The sequence below is a fragment of the Streptomyces sp. NPDC000983 genome (assembly GCF_040299205.1).
GTDB lineage: Bacteria > Actinomycetota > Actinomycetes > Streptomycetales > Streptomycetaceae > Streptomyces.
The window spans coordinates 1-18,033 of record NZ_JBEPBM010000010.1 but is presented as its reverse complement, the minus strand read 5'-3'; the positions used below and the strand labels follow the sequence as shown (position 1 = coordinate 18,033).

The 18,033-nt window shown below is 69.8% G+C and carries 17 protein-coding genes and 1 riboswitch; of the genes, 6 read left to right on the top strand and 11 right to left on the bottom strand.

The genetic code is table 11. The annotated features are described in order from the left end of the window. Nucleotides 1–28: 28 nt before the first annotated feature. Entirely contained in the window at nt 29–766 is a 738-nt protein-coding gene (locus tag ABT296_RS13645; RefSeq protein ID WP_351926619.1) for a rhomboid family intramembrane serine protease, read from the top strand. Then, the gene (locus tag ABT296_RS13640) at nt 763–1,044 is read left to right on the top strand and encodes an Lrp/AsnC ligand binding domain-containing protein (RefSeq protein ID WP_186284416.1); all 282 of its coding nucleotides are present in this window, start codon (nt 763–765) and stop codon (nt 1,042–1,044) included. Before ABT296_RS13645 ends, ABT296_RS13640 begins: the two co-directional genes overlap by 4 nt. A 21-nt stretch (nt 1,045–1,065) precedes the next feature. Here ABT296_RS13640 and ABT296_RS13635 read toward each other — a convergent pair whose 3' ends face one another. The 6 genes from ABT296_RS13635 to ctaE all read right to left on the bottom strand — a co-directional run bounded on the left by ABT296_RS13635 (nt 1,066) and on the right by ctaE (nt 8,147). Then, nucleotides 1,066–2,427 carry an aminotransferase class V-fold PLP-dependent enzyme gene (locus ABT296_RS13635; protein ID WP_351926616.1) on the bottom strand — a complete coding sequence of 454 codons (1,362 nt, stop codon included), beginning with the start codon at nt 2,425–2,427 and terminating at the stop codon, nt 1,066–1,068. Nucleotides 2,428–2,559: 132 nt separating this feature from the next. Next, a riboswitch (SAM riboswitch) is annotated at nt 2,560–2,676 on the bottom strand. A 74-nt stretch (nt 2,677–2,750) separates the two neighbouring features. Next, a complete protein-coding gene (gene trpD, locus ABT296_RS13630; RefSeq protein ID WP_351926614.1) occupies nt 2,751–3,815 on the bottom strand; it encodes an anthranilate phosphoribosyltransferase in 1,065 nt (354 codons plus the stop codon). A gap of 121 nt (nt 3,816–3,936) precedes the next feature. Beyond that, a complete protein-coding gene (gene qcrB / locus ABT296_RS13625; protein ID WP_351926612.1) occupies nt 3,937–5,574 on the bottom strand; it encodes a cytochrome bc1 complex cytochrome b subunit in 1,638 nt (545 codons plus the stop codon). Further along, nucleotides 5,571–6,626: a cytochrome bc1 complex Rieske iron-sulfur subunit gene (qcrA, locus tag ABT296_RS13620; RefSeq protein ID WP_351926610.1), complete on the bottom strand. Its 1,056-nt coding sequence runs from the start codon at nt 6,624–6,626 to the stop codon at nt 5,571–5,573. The genes qcrB and qcrA overlap by 4 nt, the downstream gene beginning before the upstream one ends. Further along, nucleotides 6,623–7,435 (bottom strand): cytochrome bc1 complex diheme cytochrome c subunit, encoded by an 813-nt coding sequence (gene qcrC, locus ABT296_RS13615; RefSeq protein ID WP_351926608.1) that lies wholly within the window; start codon nt 7,433–7,435, stop codon nt 6,623–6,625. The genes qcrA and qcrC overlap by 4 nt, the downstream gene beginning before the upstream one ends. Before the next feature lie 91 nt (nt 7,436–7,526). After that, a complete protein-coding gene (gene ctaE, locus ABT296_RS13610; RefSeq protein WP_269658852.1) occupies nt 7,527–8,147 on the bottom strand; it encodes an aa3-type cytochrome oxidase subunit III in 621 nt (206 codons plus the stop codon). A 146-nt stretch (nt 8,148–8,293) separates the two neighbouring features. On the opposite strand from ctaE, the gene ABT296_RS13605 reads away from it, so the two are divergent. Beyond that, nucleotides 8,294–8,695 carry a response regulator gene (locus ABT296_RS13605; protein ID WP_351926605.1) on the top strand — a complete coding sequence of 134 codons (402 nt, stop codon included), beginning with the start codon at nt 8,294–8,296 and terminating at the stop codon, nt 8,693–8,695. Nucleotides 8,696–8,707: 12 nt separating this feature from the next. Here the strand turns inward: ABT296_RS13605 and ABT296_RS13600 are convergent, their stop codons facing one another. The 4 genes from ABT296_RS13600 to ctaC form a co-directional block, all read right to left on the bottom strand. After that, the gene (locus ABT296_RS13600) at nt 8,708–9,970 is read right to left on the bottom strand and encodes a L,D-transpeptidase (protein ID WP_351926603.1); all 1,263 of its coding nucleotides are present in this window, start codon (nt 9,968–9,970) and stop codon (nt 8,708–8,710) included. A 131-nt stretch (nt 9,971–10,101) separates the two neighbouring features. Further along, nucleotides 10,102–10,500 carry a cytochrome c oxidase subunit 4 gene (locus tag ABT296_RS13595; protein ID WP_351926601.1) on the bottom strand — a complete coding sequence of 133 codons (399 nt, stop codon included), beginning with the start codon at nt 10,498–10,500 and terminating at the stop codon, nt 10,102–10,104. Further along, nucleotides 10,497–12,227, bottom strand: a complete 1,731-nt coding sequence (gene ctaD / locus ABT296_RS13590) for an aa3-type cytochrome oxidase subunit I (RefSeq protein ID WP_351926599.1) — start codon at nt 12,225–12,227, stop codon at nt 10,497–10,499. The genes ABT296_RS13595 and ctaD overlap by 4 nt, the downstream gene beginning before the upstream one ends. Continuing rightward, complete coding sequence (gene ctaC / locus ABT296_RS13585) at nt 12,224–13,183, bottom strand: aa3-type cytochrome oxidase subunit II (protein WP_351926597.1); 960 nt, start codon at nt 13,181–13,183, stop codon at nt 12,224–12,226. Before ctaC ends, ctaD begins: the two co-directional genes overlap by 4 nt. A 263-nt stretch (nt 13,184–13,446) precedes the next feature. Here ctaC and ABT296_RS13580 point away from each other — a divergent pair, with 263 nt between their 5' ends. After that, nucleotides 13,447–14,823: a cysteine desulfurase/sulfurtransferase TusA family protein gene (locus ABT296_RS13580; RefSeq protein WP_351926595.1), complete on the top strand. Its 1,377-nt coding sequence runs from the start codon at nt 13,447–13,449 to the stop codon at nt 14,821–14,823. 15 nt (nt 14,824–14,838) lie between these two features. On the opposite strand, the gene ABT296_RS13575 is transcribed toward ABT296_RS13580, so the two are convergent. Continuing rightward, the gene (locus ABT296_RS13575) at nt 14,839–15,813 is read right to left on the bottom strand and encodes a carbohydrate kinase family protein (protein ID WP_351926593.1); all 975 of its coding nucleotides are present in this window, start codon (nt 15,811–15,813) and stop codon (nt 14,839–14,841) included. A 133-nt stretch (nt 15,814–15,946) separates the two neighbouring features. On the opposite strand from ABT296_RS13575, the gene ABT296_RS13570 reads away from it, so the two are divergent. Beyond that, on the top strand, nt 15,947–16,156 hold the full coding sequence (locus ABT296_RS13570; protein ID WP_351926591.1) for a hypothetical protein: 210 nt from the start codon (nt 15,947–15,949) through the stop codon (nt 16,154–16,156). A 93-nt stretch (nt 16,157–16,249) separates the two neighbouring features. Then, on the top strand, nt 16,250–17,950 hold the full coding sequence (locus ABT296_RS13565) for a hypothetical protein (protein ID WP_351926589.1): 1,701 nt from the start codon (nt 16,250–16,252) through the stop codon (nt 17,948–17,950). Nucleotides 17,951–18,033 lie beyond the last annotated feature (83 nt).

The following is an 18,033-nucleotide window of genomic DNA, read 5'->3' as shown; positions in this document are numbered from 1 at the left end:
ACGCCCCGTTACGTCATGCTCTGTAGTCATGATCAGCAAGTGGAGCTCCAGGACCGCGTACCCCGTCCGGCTGCCGTCCGCGCCGGTCACCTACGGGCTCATCGCCCTGTGCACGCTGATCTTCCTGATCGGACCGGCCTCGGGACTGAACCCCGCCTACGGCACCGGCGAGGAGCTGCACGCCGCGCAGCGCGCCTACTTCCGGCGCTGGGGCGTGGTCCCTGCCGAGCTGTTCGAGGGCTCGGCGCGCGCCGCGCTCACCCCGGCCACCGCGCTCTTCGTGCACGGCAGCTGGGTGCACCTGCTGGGCAACATGCTCTTCCTCTACGTCTTCGGCGTGCTCACCGAGGAGCGCATGGGCCGCGTCCAGTACACCCTGTTCTACCTGGGCTGCGGCTATCTCGCCCTGCTGGGCTACGCGGCCGCCAACGCGGACTCCGAGCAGTCCCTGGTCGGCGCCTCGGGCGCGATCTCGGCGGTGCTCGGCGCCTTCCTGGTGCTGCTCCCCGGGGCCCGGGTGACCAGCCTGCTGCCCTTCCTGTTCTTCCTGCCGCTGCGCTTCCCCGCCTGGGTGGTGCTGCCCTTCTGGGCGGCCCTGCAGTGGCTGGCCGCCGGGCGGGCCTCCAGCGGCCCCGGGGTCGCCTATCTGGCCCATCTGATCGGCTTCGGCCTGGGGTGCTGCTTCGCCTGGGTGCGGTTCGGCCGTGCGACTAGAGTGAGGACCACCCCAGCGACGCCGGCCCCCGAGGGAGAGAACCAACCGTGATCACCGCGATCGTCCTCATCAAGACCAGTGTGGACCGGATCCCCGAGATCGCGGAGCAGATCGCTTCGCTGGACAGCGTCAGCGAGGTCTTCTCGGTCACCGGCACCTACGACCTGATCGCCATGGTCCGGGTCAAGGAGCACGAGGACCTCGCCGAGGTCATCCCCGGCCGGATCAGCAAGATCCCCGGCGTGGAGGGCACCGACACCCACGTCGCGTTCCGGACGTACTCCCAGCACGACCTGGAGGCCGCGTTCGCGCTGGGGCTGGACAACTAGCCCAGCCCCCCGTGCGCCGGGTCAGACCGCGGGCACGCAGCGCCCGTCCTCGGTGCGGTAGTTCCACTTCGCGCCGTCGGTGACCAGTTCCCGGACCGCGGCCACGAAACGTTCGACGTGCTCGTCGGGGGTGCCCGCGCCGAAGCTGACGCGGATCGCGTTGAGGGACTTCTCCCCGGGCGCCGCCTCGGGGGCCCCGCACTCGCCCTGCGAGCGGGGGTCGCTGCCGAGCAGGGTGCGCAGCAGGGGGTGGGCGCAGAACAGTCCGTCGCGGACGCCGATGCCGTACTCGGCGGAGAGGGCGGCGGCGAAGTGGGAGCTGTTCCAGCCGTCGACGACGAAGGAGATCACGCCCACCCGCGGGGCGTCGTCACCGAAGAGCGACAGGATCCGCACCTCGGGGACCTCGGCGAGGCCGGTGCGGACCTTCTCGATCAGGTGGTTCTCCCGTGCGATCAGGCCGTCGAAGCCGGCCTCCGTCAGGGCCTTGCAGGCCGAGGCGACGGCGTAGGCGCCGATCACGTTCGGCGAGCCGGCCTCGTGCCGGGCCGCGCTCTCGTGCCACTGCACCTCCACTCCCCCGTCCTCGCGGCGGCTGACCTTGCGGCTGGCGCCGCCGCCCGCGAGGTACGGCTCGGCCGCCCGGAGCCAGTCGGCGCGGCCGGCCAGGACGCCGGTGCCGAAGGGCGCGTACAGCTTGTGGCCGGAGAAGGCGACCCAGTCCACGTCGAGGTCGCGCACGGACACCGGGTGGTGCGGGGCGAGCTGGGCGGCGTCCAGGACGATCCGGGCGCCGTGCGCGTGGGCGGCGGCGGCCAGCTCCCGCACCGGCCACAGCTCGCCGGTGACGTTGGAGGCGCCGGTGACGCAGACCAGGGCGGGGCCGTGGGGGTCCCGGTCGGCGAGGGCTCGCTCCAGGGTCCGTACCGCCGCCTGCGGGGTGCGCGGGGCGTCGAGGTAGGTGACCCGGGCGTCCTGCCAGGGCAGCAGCGAGGCGTGGTGCTCGGTCTCGAAGACGAAGACCTGGCAGTCGGCGGGCAGGGCCGCGGCGAGCAGGTTCAGGGAGTCCGTGGTGGACCGGGTGAAGACCAGCTGGTCGTCGGGGCGGCAGTCGAGGAACTCGGCGACGGTGCGGCGGGCGTTCTCGAAGAGGTCGGTGGAGAGCTGGGAGAGGTACCCGGCGCCCCGGTGGACGCTGCCGTAGTACGGGGCGTAGGCGGCGACGTCGTCCCAGACCCGCTGGAGCGCCGGGGCGCTGGCGGCGTAGTCCAGCGCGGCGTAGGTGACCTCGCCACCGGTGACGAGCGGCACGGTGACATCCCGGCCCAGAACGGGCAGCGGGGCACAAATGGTCCGGGCGGAGGCAGCGGTGGGGACGGACATGGCGAAGCTCCCGTGAGAGACGGAGGAGAAGAGCGGAAGGAAGGTGCGCGGAGGCGGGGCTCGGCGGCCCTAGCGCATTCGCTTGCTCACGGGAGACTCCCTCGAATGACCAGGACCCCTGGTTTCGAGAGGGGTCCGCGCTTGCCGTAGACCTCGCTGCCTACGGCCTGGTCTTCACCCGGGGCACCCCGCCACGGACGGAGGGTTGCCGGACAGTCGGCCGGGGCCTCATGACTGTCACTCATGACCTGGTACAGGAACGTACGTGAAGTGATCGCGGTCCCGCAACCCGTGTCCGGATCGCGGGACCGGCGAACGAATCCCTAGGCGTTGCTCGCCGCGACCCAGCGCTCCAGCGTCCGCCTGGCCTCGCCCGAGTCGATCGACTCGGCCGCCTTCGCCATGCCGGCGCCGATCTGTTCCGCGAGGGGGGCGCCGGTGGGGTGCAGGGCGACCAGGGCGGCCGCCGAGTTGAGCAGCACCGCGTCCCGCACCGGGCCGGTCTCGCCGCCCAGCAGGCGCCGGGCCACGTCGGCGTTGTACGAGGCGTCCGCGCCGCGCAGCGCCTCGACGGGGACCAGGTCCAGGCCGACGTCCCGCGGGTCGAAGGACTCCTCGGTCACCTTGCCGTCGCGGACGATCCACACCCGGGAGGTGGAGGTGGTCGTCAGCTCGTCCAGGCCGTCGTCGCCGCGGAACACCAGCGAGGAGTTGCCGCGCTCGGCGAAGACGCCCGCGACGATCGGCGCCATCCGGGGATCGGCGACCCCGACGGCCTGCGCCCGCACCCGGGCGGGGTTGGTGAGCGGGCCGAGGACGTTGAAGACCGTGCGGATGCCCAACTGGCCGCGGGCCGCGCCCGCGTGACGCATCGCCGGGTGGAACTTCGCCGCGAAGCAGAAGGTGATCCCGGCCTCCTCGACCACCCGCGGCACCCGGGAGACGGGCAGCTCCAGGTTGACGCCAAGCTTCTCCAGCACGTCGGAGGAGCCGGAGGCGGAGGACGCGGCCCGGTTGCCGTGCTTGACGACCTTGGCGCCCGCGCCGGCCACCACGATCGCGGACATCGTGGAGATGTTGACGGTCTTGGCGCCGTCCCCGCCGGTGCCGACGATGTCGACGGTGTCGCCCGACACCTCGATCACGTTGGCGTGCTCGTACATGGTGCGGACGAACCCGGTGATCTCCTCGACCGTCTCGCCCTTGGCGCGCAGGGCCACCACGAACCCGGCGATCTGCGCGTCGGTCGCCTCCCCGCGCATGATCAGGTCCATCGCCCAGGCCGTGTCGTCGGCGCTCAGGTCGCGCCCCTCCAGCAGGCCGTTCAGCAGCGGGGGCCAGGAACGGCCCGCCGCGATGTCGCCTCCAGCGGGGGTCACAGCGCTCATAAGGCCGCTCCTGAGTGTCGTAGAAGAGTGTGCTCCCACCCTATCCAGCCCGGGGCACGGCGAAGGGCCCCGTCCGTACACCGGACGGGGCCCTTCGGCCGTGGCGTGGCGTGCGCAGCGATCAGTGGTGGCCGTGGCCGCTCGTGATCTCCTTGTACTCCTCTACGGTCGGCTTCGGAATCTGGGACTCCTCGCCGTAGTAGGCCTTGCTGAGCTTGACGCGCAGCTTCTCGGTGCCCTTCACCTTGCGCTCGACACCGTTCTCGTCGACCGTCGGGCCGAGCTCGGCCGGCTTGTACTGCTCGTGCGCGGTGAGCGTGTGCAGCGCGTCCTGGCTGAGCGGCTCGTGCACCTCGATGAACTCACCGTGCGGCAGGCGCTTGATGATGCCCGACTCGCGGCCGTGCAGCACCTTGTCCCTGTCGCGGCGCTGGAGTCCGAGGCAGATCCGCTTGGTGATGACGAAGGCCAGGACCGGGGCCACGAAGAACCCGATGCGGACGAACCAGGTGATGGAGTTGATCGACAGGTGGAAGTGGGTGGCCCAGAGGTCGTTTCCACCACCGATCAGCAGCACCATGTACCAGGTGATCCACGCGACACCGAAGGCCGTACGGGTCGGGGCGTTGCGCGGGCGGTCCAGGATGTGGTGCTCGCGCTTGTCGCCGGTGACCCAGGACTCGATGAACGGGTAGACCGCGATCGCGACCAGGACCAGCGGGAAGATGATCAGCGGGATGAACACACCCAGGACGAGCGTGTGACCCCAGAAGTTGATCTCCCAGCCCGGCATGACACGGATCAGGCCCTCGGAGAAGCCCATGTACCAGTCGGGCTGCGCGCCGGTGGACACCTGGTCCGGACGGTAGGGGCCGAGCGCCCAGATCGGGTTGATCGTGGCGATCGCCGAGATGGCCGCGATGACACCGAAGACCAGGAAGAAGAAGCCTCCGGCCTTGGCCATGTAGACCGGCAGCAGCGGCATGCCGACGACGTTCTTGTTGGTCTTGCCGGGGCCCGCGTACTGGGTGTGCTTGTGGTAGACGACCAGGATGAGGTGGCCGACCACCAGACCGAGCATGATGCCCGGCAGCAGCAGGATGTGGACCGAGTAGAAGCGGGCCACGAAGTCGCCGCCCGGGAACTCCCCGCCGAAGAGGAAAAACGACAGGTACGTGCCGACGATCGGCACGGACAGGATCGCGCCCTCCATGAAGCGGACACCGGTGCCGGAGAGCAGGTCGTCCGGGAGCGAGTAACCGGTGAAGCCGGTGAACATGCCGAGGACGAACAGCAGGAATCCGAAGACCCAGTTGATCTCGCGGGGCTTGCGGAAGGCACCCGTGAAGAAGACGCGCATCATGTGCACGAACATGCCGGCGAGGAAGATCAGCGCCGCCCAGTGGTGGATCTGCCGGATGAGCAGACCACCGCGGACGTCGAAGGAGATGTGCAGCGTGGAGCTGAACGCCTCCGACATCAGCTGACCCTGCAGCGGGACGTAACTGCCGTGGTACTCCACCTCGTTCATCGACGGGTGGAAGAACAGCGTCAGGTACACACCCGTGAGGATGATGATGATGAAGCTGTAGAGGCAGACCTCGCCCAGCATGAACGACCAGTGGTCGGGGAAGATCTTGCGCATGTTGGCCTTGGCCAGGCCGTAGATGCCCAGCCGGCCGTCCGCCCAGTCGGCGACGCGCTCACCGGCGGGCGCTTTCCCGCGTGAGCGGGACTGCGTGGTCTCTGTAGTGCTCATCCGCGCTCCCAGAATGCAGGACCGACGGGCTCATCGAAGTCGCCGAGCGCCTCGAGGTAGCCCTCGTCGTTCACGCCGATGCGCAGCTGCGGCAGGGCGTGACCGGCGGGACCGAAGATCACTCGGGCACCGTCGGAGAGGTCGAAGGTGGACTGGTGGCACGGGCACAGCGCGTGGTGCGTCTGCTGCTCGTACAGGGAGATCGGGCAACCGACGTGGGTGCAGATCTTCGAGTACGCCACGATGCCCTGGTAGGACCAGTCGAGCTCGCGCTTGTCCTTGATGTTGTCCGGCTGGATGCGGACGATCATCAGGGCGGCCTTGGCGATCTCCTTCTGGAAGTCGTGGTCGTGCTCCTCCAGTCCCTCCGGCTTGCAGAAGGTGAGGGAGCCGACCGCGACGTCCGAGGGACGCAGCGGCTCGTTGGTGTTCATGTTGACGAGCAGCTTGCCCTTGGACCACAGGGTGTGGCGGAGCTTGGTCCCGGGCAGCGGGCCGAGGTCGCGCAGCAGGACGACACCGGAGAGCGGGAACAGCGCCAGCGCTCCGAACATCGTGTTGCGGATCAGCTTGCGACGGCCGATCGCGGACTCCTTGGCGCCGTCCGCGAAGTCGGCCAGGACCTTGGCCTTGACCTCCGGCGGCGAGGCGACGGCGTGCCGCTCCTCGGCGACCTCCTCGTCCGACATCAGCGTGCGGGCCCAGTGGACCGCGCCCGCGCCGATGCAGAACAGGGAGACGCCCAGGGTCATGCCCAGCGCGAAGTTCAGCGCGCTGATGTGACCCAGCGGGAAGATGAAGACCGACCTGTCGGCGGGGATCGTCACGTAGGAGGCGATGAACCCGACGGTGGCCAGCATCGACACCGTGAACAGCAGGGCGACCGCGCGCTCGGACCGCCGGGCGGCCCGCTCGTCGATGTCCTGGATCCGGTGCTCGTGGGGCGGCAGACCGGGGTCCGCGAACGGGTTCTTGTCGTCCGCGACGCTCACCGCGCCGTGTGCGTCCTGCGCAGCGGGCAGGTTCTCTTCTGGAATGTCTTGGCTACTCATGACTTCTTGGCCTTTGCGGTCCGAGCGGCGACCCAGACGGCGACCGCGATCAGCGAGCCGAGTCCGAAGACCCACGCGAACAGACCCTCACTGACCGGACCGAGTCCGCCCAGTTCGAGGCCACCGGGGCTCTCGGTCTCGTCGCCGTTGACCGCGTCGAGGTACGCGATGATGTCCTGCTTGTTCTGCACCGACAGGGTCGTGTCGGGGAACGAGGGCATGTTCTGCGGGCCGGTCTGCATGGCCTCGAAGATGTGCTTCGGGGTCACGCCCTCGAGCGACGGCGCGTACTTGCCGTGGGTCAGCGCACCGCCCTTGCCGGTGAAGTTGTGGCACTGCGCGCAGTTGGTGCGGAACAGCTCGCCACCCTTGGCGATGTCGGCGCCCTCGGGGCCGTACTCGGCCTCGGTGGGGATGGTCGGACCGGCGCCCAGGGAGGCGATGAACGCGGCGAGCTGGTCGATCTCGGCCTGCGAGTAGATGACCTTCTTCTTCGGCGCCTGGGCCATCTGCGAGGTCGCGGCCGGCATACGGCCGGTGCCGACCTGGAAGTCCACGGCCGCGGCGCCGACGCCCACGAGGCTCGGACCGTCGGTGGTGCCCTGACCGCCGGTTCCGTGGCAGCTGGCGCAGCCGACGGCGTAGAGCTTCTTACCCTCGTCGATGGCGAGGGACTGGGCGGTTTCGTCTGCCTGCGCCTTGCCCGTGGGCGCGACAAAGGCGTACAGCCCCCCAGTGGCCGCCAGCGCGAGGAGTAGGACGACGACCGCCGCCAGCGGATGGCGTCGTCGTGCGGAGAGCTTTTTCACGGATTACCCCGGTGTCAGGATCTTCTGCGTCGATGCTTCTGGGATGTGCGCTTGCTTGCGGGTCGCGTGCAGCGCGCGGGAACGGGCCCGGCTACTTGATCATGTAGATCGTGGCGAAGAGGCCGATCCAGACGACATCGACGAAGTGCCAGTAGTAGGACACGACGATGGCGGCGGTCGCCTGCTCATGAGTGAACCTCTTGGCCGCGTAGGTGCGGCCGAGGACCAGCAGGAAGGCGATGAGGCCACCCGTCACGTGCAGGCCGTGGAAGCCGGTGGTCAGGTAGAACACCGAGCCGTACGGGTCGGAGGAGAGCGAGAGCCCGTCCTTCTTCACCAGCTCGGTGTACTCGTAGACCTGGCCGCCGATGAAGATCGCGCCCATCACGAAGGTGATCTGGAACCACATCCGGAGCTTCTTCACGTCACCGCGCTCGGCGGCGAACACGCCGAGCTGGCAGGTGAGGGAGGAGAGCACCAGGATCGTGGTGTTGGTCGCCGAGAAGGGGAAGTTCAGGAAGTCTGCCTTCTCCTTCCAGAACTCGGGACCCGTCACCGATCGCAGGGTGAAGTACATCGCGAAGAGGGCCGCGAAGAACATCAGCTCGGAACTCAACCAGATGATGGTTCCGACGCTGGTGAGGTTCGGCCGGTTGACCGACGGGTGCGCGTGCCCGGTTTCTACTGTCGTTGCTGTCGCCACGACCGACATTATGTCGGTCGCTTATCCCGCCCTCACTCCGGGGGGTGCCGTTCGGAGTGTCTCCCTGCTCCATACCGGTGTTGACGTGGTGTTCAAGGGAGTAGCATCCGCCCCAACGGGCCTGCCCTTAACGACGCCGACGTCACGGAGGAACAATGCAGCCGACCGCCACGGTGCTGGTCTACAGCGACGACTCCAACACCCGCGAACAGGTGCGGCTGGCCACCGGCAGACGGCCGGCACCGGACGCCCCGCTGGTGGAGTTCGTGGAGTGCGCGACGCCGGCCGCCGTCGTCATGGAGCTCGACAAGGGCGGCATCGACGTCTGTGTGCTGGACGGCGAGTCGGTGCCGATGGGCGGCATGGGGCTGTGCCGCCAGATCAAGGACGAGGTCTTCAACTGCCCGCCGGTGCTGCTGCTGATGGGGCGCCCGCAGGACGCGTGGCTGGCCACCTGGAGCCGTGCCGAGGCGGCGGTGACGCTGCCGGTGGAGCCGGTGGAGTTCGCGGCGGCGCTGGCCTCGCTGCTGCGTGAGCGGAAGGCCCTGAACGCCTGACGGCGGCGCGGCTCAGACGCTCTGCGGGCGCAGCCGGGCGCGTTCCTCGGGCCGGGGGGCGTCCGGTGTGCCGTCCGCCAGGGCGCTTCCGGTGCGCCACTTCGCCCAGGCGACGTTCCAGTCCCCGAAGCCGTTGCCGAAGGATTCCATGGTGTGGCCGTCCGAGTTGACGACCTCCACCAGGTCTCCCTCGCTGAACGTCTTGAAGAACCAGGCCGCGTTCGCGGTGCTCATGCCGGTGCAGCCGTGGCTGACGTTGGCCGCGCCGTGGGAGCCGGCGGACCAGGGGGCGGCGTGCACGTACTCGCCGCTCCAGGTGACCCGGGTGGCGTAGTACACGGGCAGGTCGTACGACTCCGCCGAGCCCTCCGCGATGCCGATGCTGGTACCGCGCATCCGTACGAAGTACTCCTTGCCCAGCACCACCTTGACGCCGTTGCGGGTCTCGAAGCCGGGCTTGCCGGTGGTGACCGGGATGGACTTGATCTTCTCGCCGTTGCGGTAGACCGTCATCCGGTGCGTGGAGGCGTCCGTGACGGCCACGAGGCGGTCCCCGGTGCCGATCCGCAGCGGCTTGCCGGTGCCGCCCCGCAGCCGGTCGCTGATCCGGACGCCCTCCAGTTCGCTGCGGACCTTGACGGTGGCGTTGGCGGGCCAGTAGTCCTTGGGCCGGTAGTGCAGCTCGGTGTCGCTCACCCAGTGCCAGGTGCCGTGCGCGGCGGGCACCGACTCGACCCTCAGCGCGCGCTCGACGACGGCCCGCTGGGCCTTGTCCTTGACCGGCTTGCTCAGCTCGGCCGTGACGGGCTGGCCGACGCCGTACGTGCCCGCCTCGGGGCCGAAGGTGACGTTCAGGCGCTTCTTGGTCTCGGGCCTGCCGGTGTCGAAGGCGATGACCCGGCGGCCGGGGGCGCCGTCCTCGTCCTCGGTGGACACACGGACCGTGTAGCGGGCGTCGGCGGCCAGCGGGGAGGTGCTGTGCCATCTGCTGCCGTCGGCGGAGAGTTCGCCGCTGACGTGGCGTCCTGTGGCGTCCATGGCGGTGACGTCCGTGATGCGCCCGTCGGAGCCCTCGGCGGTGATCTCCAGGGGCTTGTCGGGGTCGGCCTTGCGGCCCTGTTCGGTGGGGGCGCTGAAGGCGATCTGGTCCGCCGCGTCGTACGGCGCGGCCGACAGGGGGTTGTCGTCCCCGCCGCACGCCGAGGCGCTCGCGCCGAGCGCGATCACCAGCAGCGTGCAACCGACGACGGTGCGGGTGCGCGGAGTTGGGTTCATGTCCGACACGCTAGGGAGCCACGTCAAGCGCGGCGCGCCGGGTAACTCGTACGAGGGACCATTTGCGCGGCAAAAGGAGGAGCCCGGACTCTCCTGACGGAGTGTCCGGGCTCCAGAGCGCTCGGCGCGTGCTACTGGGTGCGGTTCTCACCGCGGTAGTACTCGAAGACCCAGCCGTAGATACCGACCAGGATCAGCGGGGCCGAGAAGTACATCAGCCACCAGCCGATGGCGACCGAGAGGAAGGCGAGCGCGCCGCCCACGGCCAGCGAGAGCGGCTGCCAGCTGTGCGGGCTGAAGAACCCGACCTCGCCGGCGTCGTCGGCGACGTCCGCGTTCTTGTCGTCCTGCGCTCCGACGTCCACCCGGCGGGCCGTGAAGCCCAGGTAGAAGCCGATCATGATGCACAGGCCGAAGGCCAGGAAGAGGGCCGTCGTACCGGCCGGCTCCTTCGACCACACGCCGTAGACGACCGCGATGACGAGTACGAAGACGCTCAGCCAGATGAACATCCTGCCTTGGATCTTCACTTGCCGGCCTCCTTGCCGCCAGCCAGGGCACCGTGAGGGGCGTTCTCGAGCTGGTCGAGAGCGGCGATCTCAGGGTGGTGCAGGTCGAACGCCGGGGATTCACTGCGGATCCGCGGCAGGGTGAGGAAGTTGTGCCGCGGCGGCGGGCAGGACGTCGCCCACTCCAGCGAGCGGCCGTAGCCCCACGGGTCGTCGACCTCGACCTTCTTGCCGTACTTGGCCGTCTTCCACACGTTGTAGAGGAACGGCAGGATCGACAGACCGAGGACGAAGGAGCTGATCGTCGAGACCGTGTTCAGGGCGGTGAAGCCGTCGGCCGCGAGGTAGTCCGCGTACCGGCGGGGCATGCCCTCGGCGCCCAGCCAGTGCTGGACCAGGAAGGTGCCGTGGAAGCCGACGAACAGCGTCCAGAAGGTGATCTTGCCGAGGCGCTCGTCGAGGAGCTTGCCGGTGAACTTCGGCCACCAGAAGTGGAAGCCGGAGAACATCGCGAACACCACGGTGCCGAAGACGACGTAGTGGAAGTGCGCCACCACGAAGTACGAGTCGGAGACGTGGAAGTCCATCGGCGGCGAGGCCAGGATGACACCGGTCAGACCACCGAAGGTGAAGGTGATCAGGAAGCCGGTCGCCCAGAGCATCGGTGTCTCGAAGCTCAGCGAGCCCTTCCACATGGTGCCGATCCAGTTGAAGAACTTCACACCGGTCGGTACCGCGATCAGGAAGGTCATGAAGGAGAAGAACGGCAGCAGCACACCGCCGGTGACGTACATGTGGTGCGCCCACACCGTCACGGACAGACCCGCGATCGAGATCGTCGCCGCGATCAGGCCCATGTAACCGAACATCGGCTTGCGCGAGAAGACCGGGATGACCTCGGAGATGATGCCGAAGAACGGCAGGGCGATGATGTACACCTCTGGGTGGCCGAAGAACCAGAAGAGGTGTTGCCACAGCAGCGCGCCGCCGTTGGCCGAGTCGAAGACGTGCGCACCGAACTTGCGGTCCGCCTCCAGCGCGAACAGCGCCGCGGCCAGGACGGGGAAGGCGAGCAGGACCAGTACACCGGTCAGCAGCACGTTCCAGGTGAAGATCGGCATGCGGAACATCGTCATGCCCGGAGCGCGCATGCAGATGATCGTGGTGATGAAGTTGACCGAGCCGAGGATGGTGCCGAAGCCGGAGAAGGCCAGACCCATGATCCACATGTCGGCGCCGATGCCCGGGCTGCGGACCGCGTCCGACAGCGGGCTGTAGGCGAACCAGCCGAAGTCGGCGGCGCCGTCGGGGGTGAGGAAGCCACCCACCGCGATGAGCGAGCCGAAGAGGTACAGCCAGTAGGCGAACATGTTCAGCCGCGGGAACGCCACGTCGGGCGCGCCGATCTGCAGCGGCATGATCCAGTTCGCGAAGCCGGCGAACAGCGGCGTCGCGAACATCAGCAGCATGATCGTGCCGTGCATCGTGAACGCCTGGTTGAACTGCTCGTTCGACACGATCTGCAGGCCCGGGCGGGCCAGCTCGGCGCGCATGACCAGCGCCAGGACGCCGCCGATGCAGAAGAACACGAACGACGTGACGAGGTAGAGCGTGCCGATCGTCTTGTGGTCAGTGGTGGTCAGCCACTTGATCACGACGTTGCCGGGCTGCTTGCGCCTGACCGGCAACTCGTCCGCGTAGTGGGACTCCGCCGCCGCGGCACCCTGGGGTTCGTTGAGGATGCTCACAGGTTGTTCGTCTCCCGGTTCTTCTCGTGGCTCGTCTGCGCGATGCCGGCGGGAACGTAACCGGTCTGCCCCTTCTTGACGAGGTCCTTGAGGTGCTGCTCGTACCGCTCCTCGGAGACGACCTTCACGTTGAAGAGCATCCGGGAGTGGTCGACGCCGCAGAGCTCGGCGCACTTGCCCAGGAAGGTGCCCTCCTGGTTGGGGGTCACCTCGAAGGCGTTGGTGTGGCCCGGGATGACGTCCTGCTTCATCAGGAAGGGGACGACCCAGAAGGAGTGGATGACGTCACGCGAGGTGAGGACGAAGCGGACCCGCTTGCCCTCCGGCAGCCACAGGGTCGGGCCCGGGTTGCCGGTCTGGGGGTTGCGCGTCGAGGGGGTGCCGCAGTCGTAGACGCCGCCGGCGTCGGCCGGGAAGTCGTTCTTGAAGCGGTTCGGGATCGCGTCGAGGTCCTTGTTCTTGGTGGCGTCACCAGTGGAACCCTCGACGTTCTCGATGTAGTTGAAGCACCAGCTCCACTGGAAGCCGACGACGTTGACGGTGACGTCAGGGTCGTCCTTCAGTTCGAGGAGCTTCGACTCGTCACGGGCCGTGAAGTAGAACAGCACCGAGACGATGATCAGCGGGACGACCGTGTACAGCGCCTCGATCGGCATGTTGTACCGGGTCTGCGGAGGAACCTCGACCTTGGTCCGGCTGCGCCGGTGGAAGATCGTGCTCCACAGAATCAGGCCCCACACCAGCACGCCGGTGGCCAGCGCGGCGGCCCACGATCCCTGCCACAGGGAGAGGATCCGCGGAGCCTCTTCCGTGGTCGGGGTGGGCATACCAAGGCGGGGGAAGTCCTTGTATGTGCAACCGGTGGCGGTCGCCAGGACCAGGCCCGCGGTCATTGCCTGCAGCAGCTTCCGCCGCATCGGGCGCCGCGGCGAGCGGTCGGAGCCGTTGGGACTCACGTAGCGCCTTCCCGAGAGTCTCGCCCGCGCGGTTGGCTGCGGCCTTCTCGCTGGTCGGTCGCCGCCCTGCGTCGGGCAGGGGTTTGGATGTTTATGCGGACCAAACCCTAGCCGACGCTCTCCGGGGGTTCGCGGGGAGGGGTGCCTAGTCGCCGCTCGGGTTAGCTGAATTGGCGGGTGCGGGTTGTTTGTGGCTGATCGCACCCGCGGCCGAGCCGCCCAGCAGCACGGTCCCGCGCCCCCGAGGGGGTTAGCGTTGCCGCGTGTCCTACTTCGACGCCGCCTCCGGTGTGCCCCTCCATCCCGTCGCCCGCCAGGCGCTGTTGGCCTCCCTCGACGAGGGGTGGGCCGATCCCGGGCGGTTGTACCGGGAGGGGCGCAGGGCCCGGATGCTGCTGGACGCCGCCCGGGAGGCGGCCGCCGAAGCCGTGGGATGCCGGCCCGACGAGCTGAGCTTCACCGCCTCGGGCACGCAGGCCGTGCATGCCGGAACGGCGGGGGCGTTGGCCGGGCGGCGGCGCGTGGGACGTCACCTCATCGTGTCAGCCGTTGAACATTCTTCCGTGCTCCATTCGGCCGACATCCACGAGCGGGAGGGCGGCTCGGCCACCCGGGTGACGGTCGGTCGGACGGGCGCCGTGGACCCCTCGGTGTTCGCGGCGGCGCTGCGGCCGGACACCGCGCTGGCCTGTCTGCAGTCCGCCAACCACGAGGTGGGCACCGAGCAGCCGGTGGGCGAGGTGGCCGGGATGTGCCGGGAGGCTGGGGTGCCGCTGCTGGTGGACGCGGCGCAGTCGCTGGGGTGGGGGCCGGTCGAGGGGGGCTGGTCGCTGCTGGCGGCCAGTGCCCACAAGTGGGGCGGGCCGCCCGGGGTCGGACTGCTCGCCGTCCGCAAGGGGGTGCGGTTCGCTCCCCAAGGGCCGGTGGACGAGCGGGAGTCCGGGCGGGTGCCCGGCTTCCAGAACCTGCCGGCGGTGGTGGCGGCGGTGGCCTCACTGCGGGCGGTGCGGGCCGAGGCGGCCCAGGAGGCGGCCCGGCTGCGGGAGCTGACGGAGCGGATCCGGGCGCGGGTGAAGGAACTGGTGCCGGATGTGGAGGTCGTGGGCGATCCGGTGCGCCGGCTGCCCGGGATCGTCACCTTCTCCTGTCTCTACGTCGACGGGGAGAGTCTGCTGCACGAGCTGGACCGGGCCGGTTTCTCCGTGTCGTCCGGATCGTCCTGTACGAGCAGCACGCTGACGCCCAGCCATGTGCTGAGGGCGATGGGGGTGCTGAGCGAGGGGAACGTCCGGGTGTCGCTGCCGCCGGGGACGCCGGAGGACGACGTGACGCGGTTCCTGGAGGTGCTGCCGGGCACGGTGGCGGCGGTGCGGGAGAAGCTGGGGGCACCCGCGCCGCGGACCGTCGTACGGGAGGACGCGCTGGTCGTCGACGCGCTCGGCAAGCGCTGCCCGATCCCGGTCATCGAGCTGGCGAAGGTCATCGGGGAGGTGCCGGTGGGTGGCACGGTCCGGGTCCTGTCCGACGACGAGGCGGCGCGGCTGGACATCCCGGCGTGGTGCGAGATGCGGGGCCAGGAGTACGTCGGAGAGCAGCCGGCGGACCGAGGTACCGCGTACCTGGTCCGCCGGGTGAGCTAGGTCCTGCTGAGGGCGTCAGCCCAGGTGGCCCTGGACCTCGGCGGCGGCCTCGTCGCCGTACGCCTTGGTGAAGCGCTCCATGAAGTGGGCGCGGCGCAGCTGGTACTCCTGGGTGCCCACGGTCTCGATGACGAGCGTGGCGAGCATGCAGCCGACCTGTGCGGCGCGCTCCAGGGAGACGCCCCAGGCCAGGCCGGAGAGGAAGCCGGCGCGGAAGGCGTCGCCGACACCGGTGGGGTCGGCCTTGCGCTCCTCGTCCGGGCAGCCGACCTCGATCGGGGGCTCGCCGGCCCGCTCGATCCGGACGCCGCGCGAGCCGAGGGTGGTGACGCGGTGGCCGACCTTGGTCAGGATCTCCTCGTCGGAGAGCCCGGTCTTGGTCTCGATGAGCCCCTTCTCGTACTCGTTGGAGAAGAGGTAGGTCGCCCCGTCCAGCAGTATCCGGATCTCGTCGCCGTTCATCCGGGCGATCTGCTGGGAGAAGTCGGCGGCGAAGGGGATGGAGCGCGAGCGGCACTCCTCGGTGTGGCGGAGCATCCCCTCGGGGTCGTCGGCGCCGATGAGGACGAGGTCGAGACCGCCCACCCGGTCCGCGACGGTCTTCAGCTCGATGAGGCGGGCCTCGCTCATCGCCCCGGTGTAGAAGGAGCCGATCTGGTTGTGGTCGGAGTCGGTGGTGCACACGAAGCGCGCGGTGTGCAGCGTCTCGGAGATGCGCACCGACTCGGTGTCGACGCCGTGGCGGTCCAGCCAGGCCCGGTACTCGTCGAAGTCGAAGCCCGCGGCGCCGACGAGGACCGGCCGGGTGCCCAGCTGTCCCATGCCGAAGGCGATGTTCGCGCCGACGCCGCCCCGGCGGACGTCCAGGTTGTCGACCAGGAACGACAGCGAGACCGTGTGCAGCTGGTCCGCGACGAGCTGGTCGGCGAAGCGGCCGGGGAAGGTCATGAGGTGGTCGGTGGCGATGGAGCCGGTGACTGCGATGCGCACGGCTGGGATTCTCCTGCGGATGCGGAGGCGATTGACAGTTAACGCTACCGGGTCCCGGGTGGACTCAGAAGCAGCCAAAACTACCCGATAGTAGATCTTTCTTCGCGGGCCGTGCCGTGCATACGGTGCCGCTATGACGAAACTCAAGGCTCCGCTTGCCGTCCCGGCGGACACGGACGGCGACCTGGCGTCGCTGCGCGGCGACTGCGCCCGGATGGCTCCCCACTGGCACGTCCCCGCGGGGACGGCGGCCCGGCCGGTCTCCCCCTCGCTGATCCACGGGGTGAAGGTGCCGCACACGTCGGCCCGCCTGCTGGACGCGATGTCCGACTACGGCGACTGACCCGGCGCACTCCGGGAACCGCACGCTCCTCCGCCGCGTCCCATCGGCGTCCCCCGGAAAGGGGATGCGGGATACGACTCAAGGAGCGATGCGGTGAACACCGAGCGACCCGACAACGGCGACGCGGCCGAGCCCGGCCCCGTCGAGCCCACCGGCGCCCCGCGGGACGCCGCTGACACCGTCGGGGCAGGGGAGAACGCCTCGGACAACGCCGACGTGGAGGCCGCGGAGAACTCCGAGAGCACCGAGGAGCCCTCCGCGGAGAACTCCGAGAGCACCGAGGAACCCTCCGCAGAGGTCCGCCCGGACGGCCTCACCCCACAACAGGACCCCGACTCCGGGTCCTCCCGGCGCCGCTCCCCCGCGATCATCGCCTCCGTCGCCGCCGCCGTACTGCTCGTCGGCGGTGGCGGGGCCTATCTCGCCGCCACCGCCTCCGACGGTTCGGGCGGCTCGAACGGGGCGGGCGGCGACACGTCCTCGGGGGCGTCCGGCACCGGCACCCCGCCGCCCCTCGCGCTCGACGGGCACGCCGGGGGTTCCGGCGGCGGGATCGCGCCCGGGGAGCCCAATCCGTACGGCGCCACCTTCGAGGCGGACGGCGCGCTGCCCGACGGCCCCGGGTCGGCCGCGGTGTACCGGACGGCCGGTGAGGTCGGTGCGGACGAGGTGGCCCGGCTCGCCGGGGCGCTGGGCGTCGAGGGCAAGCCGGTGCTCCAGGGTGAGTCCTGGCGGATCGGCGCGAAGGACGGGTACGGGCCGGTGCTCCAGGTGAACCGGCAGGCGCCGGGCACCTGGACCTTCCAGCGGTACGCCCAGGGCCCCGACGCCTGCGAGTCCGCCACCGTCTGCACGCAGAAGCCGGGCGGGCCGGACGTGGACCCGGTCGGCGAGGCGGCCGCGAAGAAGGCGGCGGCGCCCGTGCTGAAGGCGGTCGGCCAGGACGGCGCCAAGCTGGATGCGAGCCAGGTCATGGGCTCCCAGCGGGTGGTGAACGCCGATCCGGTGGTCGGCGGCCTGCCCACCTACGGCTGGACGACCGGGGTGACGGTCGGCGCCGAGGGCGAAGTGATCGGCGGCAGCGGCCAGTTGAAGGCGCCGGCCAAGAGCGACACGTATCCCGTGCTGAGCGCGGAGAAGACCCTGGAGCTGATGAACACGGCGCCCGGCGGCGCACCGCGGGCGGGCGTCGGCGGCTGCGCCAGCCCGGTGCCGCTGGAGGAGCAGGACCCCTGCGGGGAGCCGGGCAAGCCCGTGCAGCCGGAGACCGTCGAGGTCGAGAAGGCCGTGTTCGGGCTGGCCGCGCACCAGGTGGACGGGCGGCAGGCGCTGGTGCCGTCCTGGCTGTTCCAGGTGCGGGCGGCGGGCGCGCAGGACCCCTTCACGGTGACGCATCCGGCGGTCGAGCCGGAGTTCCTGACCTCCACCGCGCCGTCCGCCGGCCCCGCCGATCCGGCCTCCCCGCGACCGAGCGGGCCGGGTGCCGAGCCGTCCGACCAGGAGGTGACCGTGGAGGGCTACACCGCCGAGGGCCGGGAGCTGACCGTCGCCTTCACCGGCGGGGTCTGCGCCGACTACGAGGTCAGCGCGCGCGAGAGCGGGGACGAGGTGACGGTCACGGTGACCGAGACGCCCTGGCCCGACAAGGTGTGCATCATGATCGCCAAGAACTACCACCGGACCGTGCGGCTCGACGAGCCGCTCGGCGACCGGAAGGTTGTGGGCACCGACGGTGGCGCGGTCCCGCTGGAGAAGCCGGGCGCCCGCCTGCCGGACACCTCCGGGGCCCGCTAGGCCCCTTCCCGCTCCCCTTGCGCCTGTGTCACTGAGGCGTGTCCAGCCGGTAGCCGACACCACGGACCGTACGGATCAGCGTC

What these genes read in the sequence shown, in the direction of transcription:
- ABT296_RS13645 (WP_351926619.1), top strand. Translation starts at nt 29, where the DNA reads ATGATCAGCAAGTGGAGCTCCAGGACCGCGTACCCCGTCCGGCTGCCG.
- ABT296_RS13635 (WP_351926616.1), bottom strand. Translation starts at nt 2,427, where the DNA reads ATGTCCGTCCCCACCGCTGCCTCCGCCCGGACCATTTGTGCCCCGCTG.
- trpD (WP_351926614.1), bottom strand. Translation starts at nt 3,815, where the DNA reads ATGAGCGCTGTGACCCCCGCTGGAGGCGACATCGCGGCGGGCCGTTCC.
- qcrB (WP_351926612.1), bottom strand. Translation starts at nt 5,574, where the DNA reads ATGAGCACTACAGAGACCACGCAGTCCCGCTCACGCGGGAAAGCGCCC.
- qcrA (WP_351926610.1), bottom strand. Translation starts at nt 6,626, where the DNA reads ATGAGTAGCCAAGACATTCCAGAAGAGAACCTGCCCGCTGCGCAGGAC.
- ctaE (WP_269658852.1), bottom strand. Translation starts at nt 8,147, where the DNA reads ATGTCGGTCGTGGCGACAGCAACGACAGTAGAAACCGGGCACGCGCAC.
- ABT296_RS13605 (WP_351926605.1), top strand. Translation starts at nt 8,294, where the DNA reads ATGCAGCCGACCGCCACGGTGCTGGTCTACAGCGACGACTCCAACACC.
- ABT296_RS13600 (WP_351926603.1), bottom strand. Translation starts at nt 9,970, where the DNA reads ATGAACCCAACTCCGCGCACCCGCACCGTCGTCGGTTGCACGCTGCTG.
- ABT296_RS13570 (WP_351926591.1), top strand. Translation starts at nt 15,947, where the DNA reads ATGACGAAACTCAAGGCTCCGCTTGCCGTCCCGGCGGACACGGACGGC.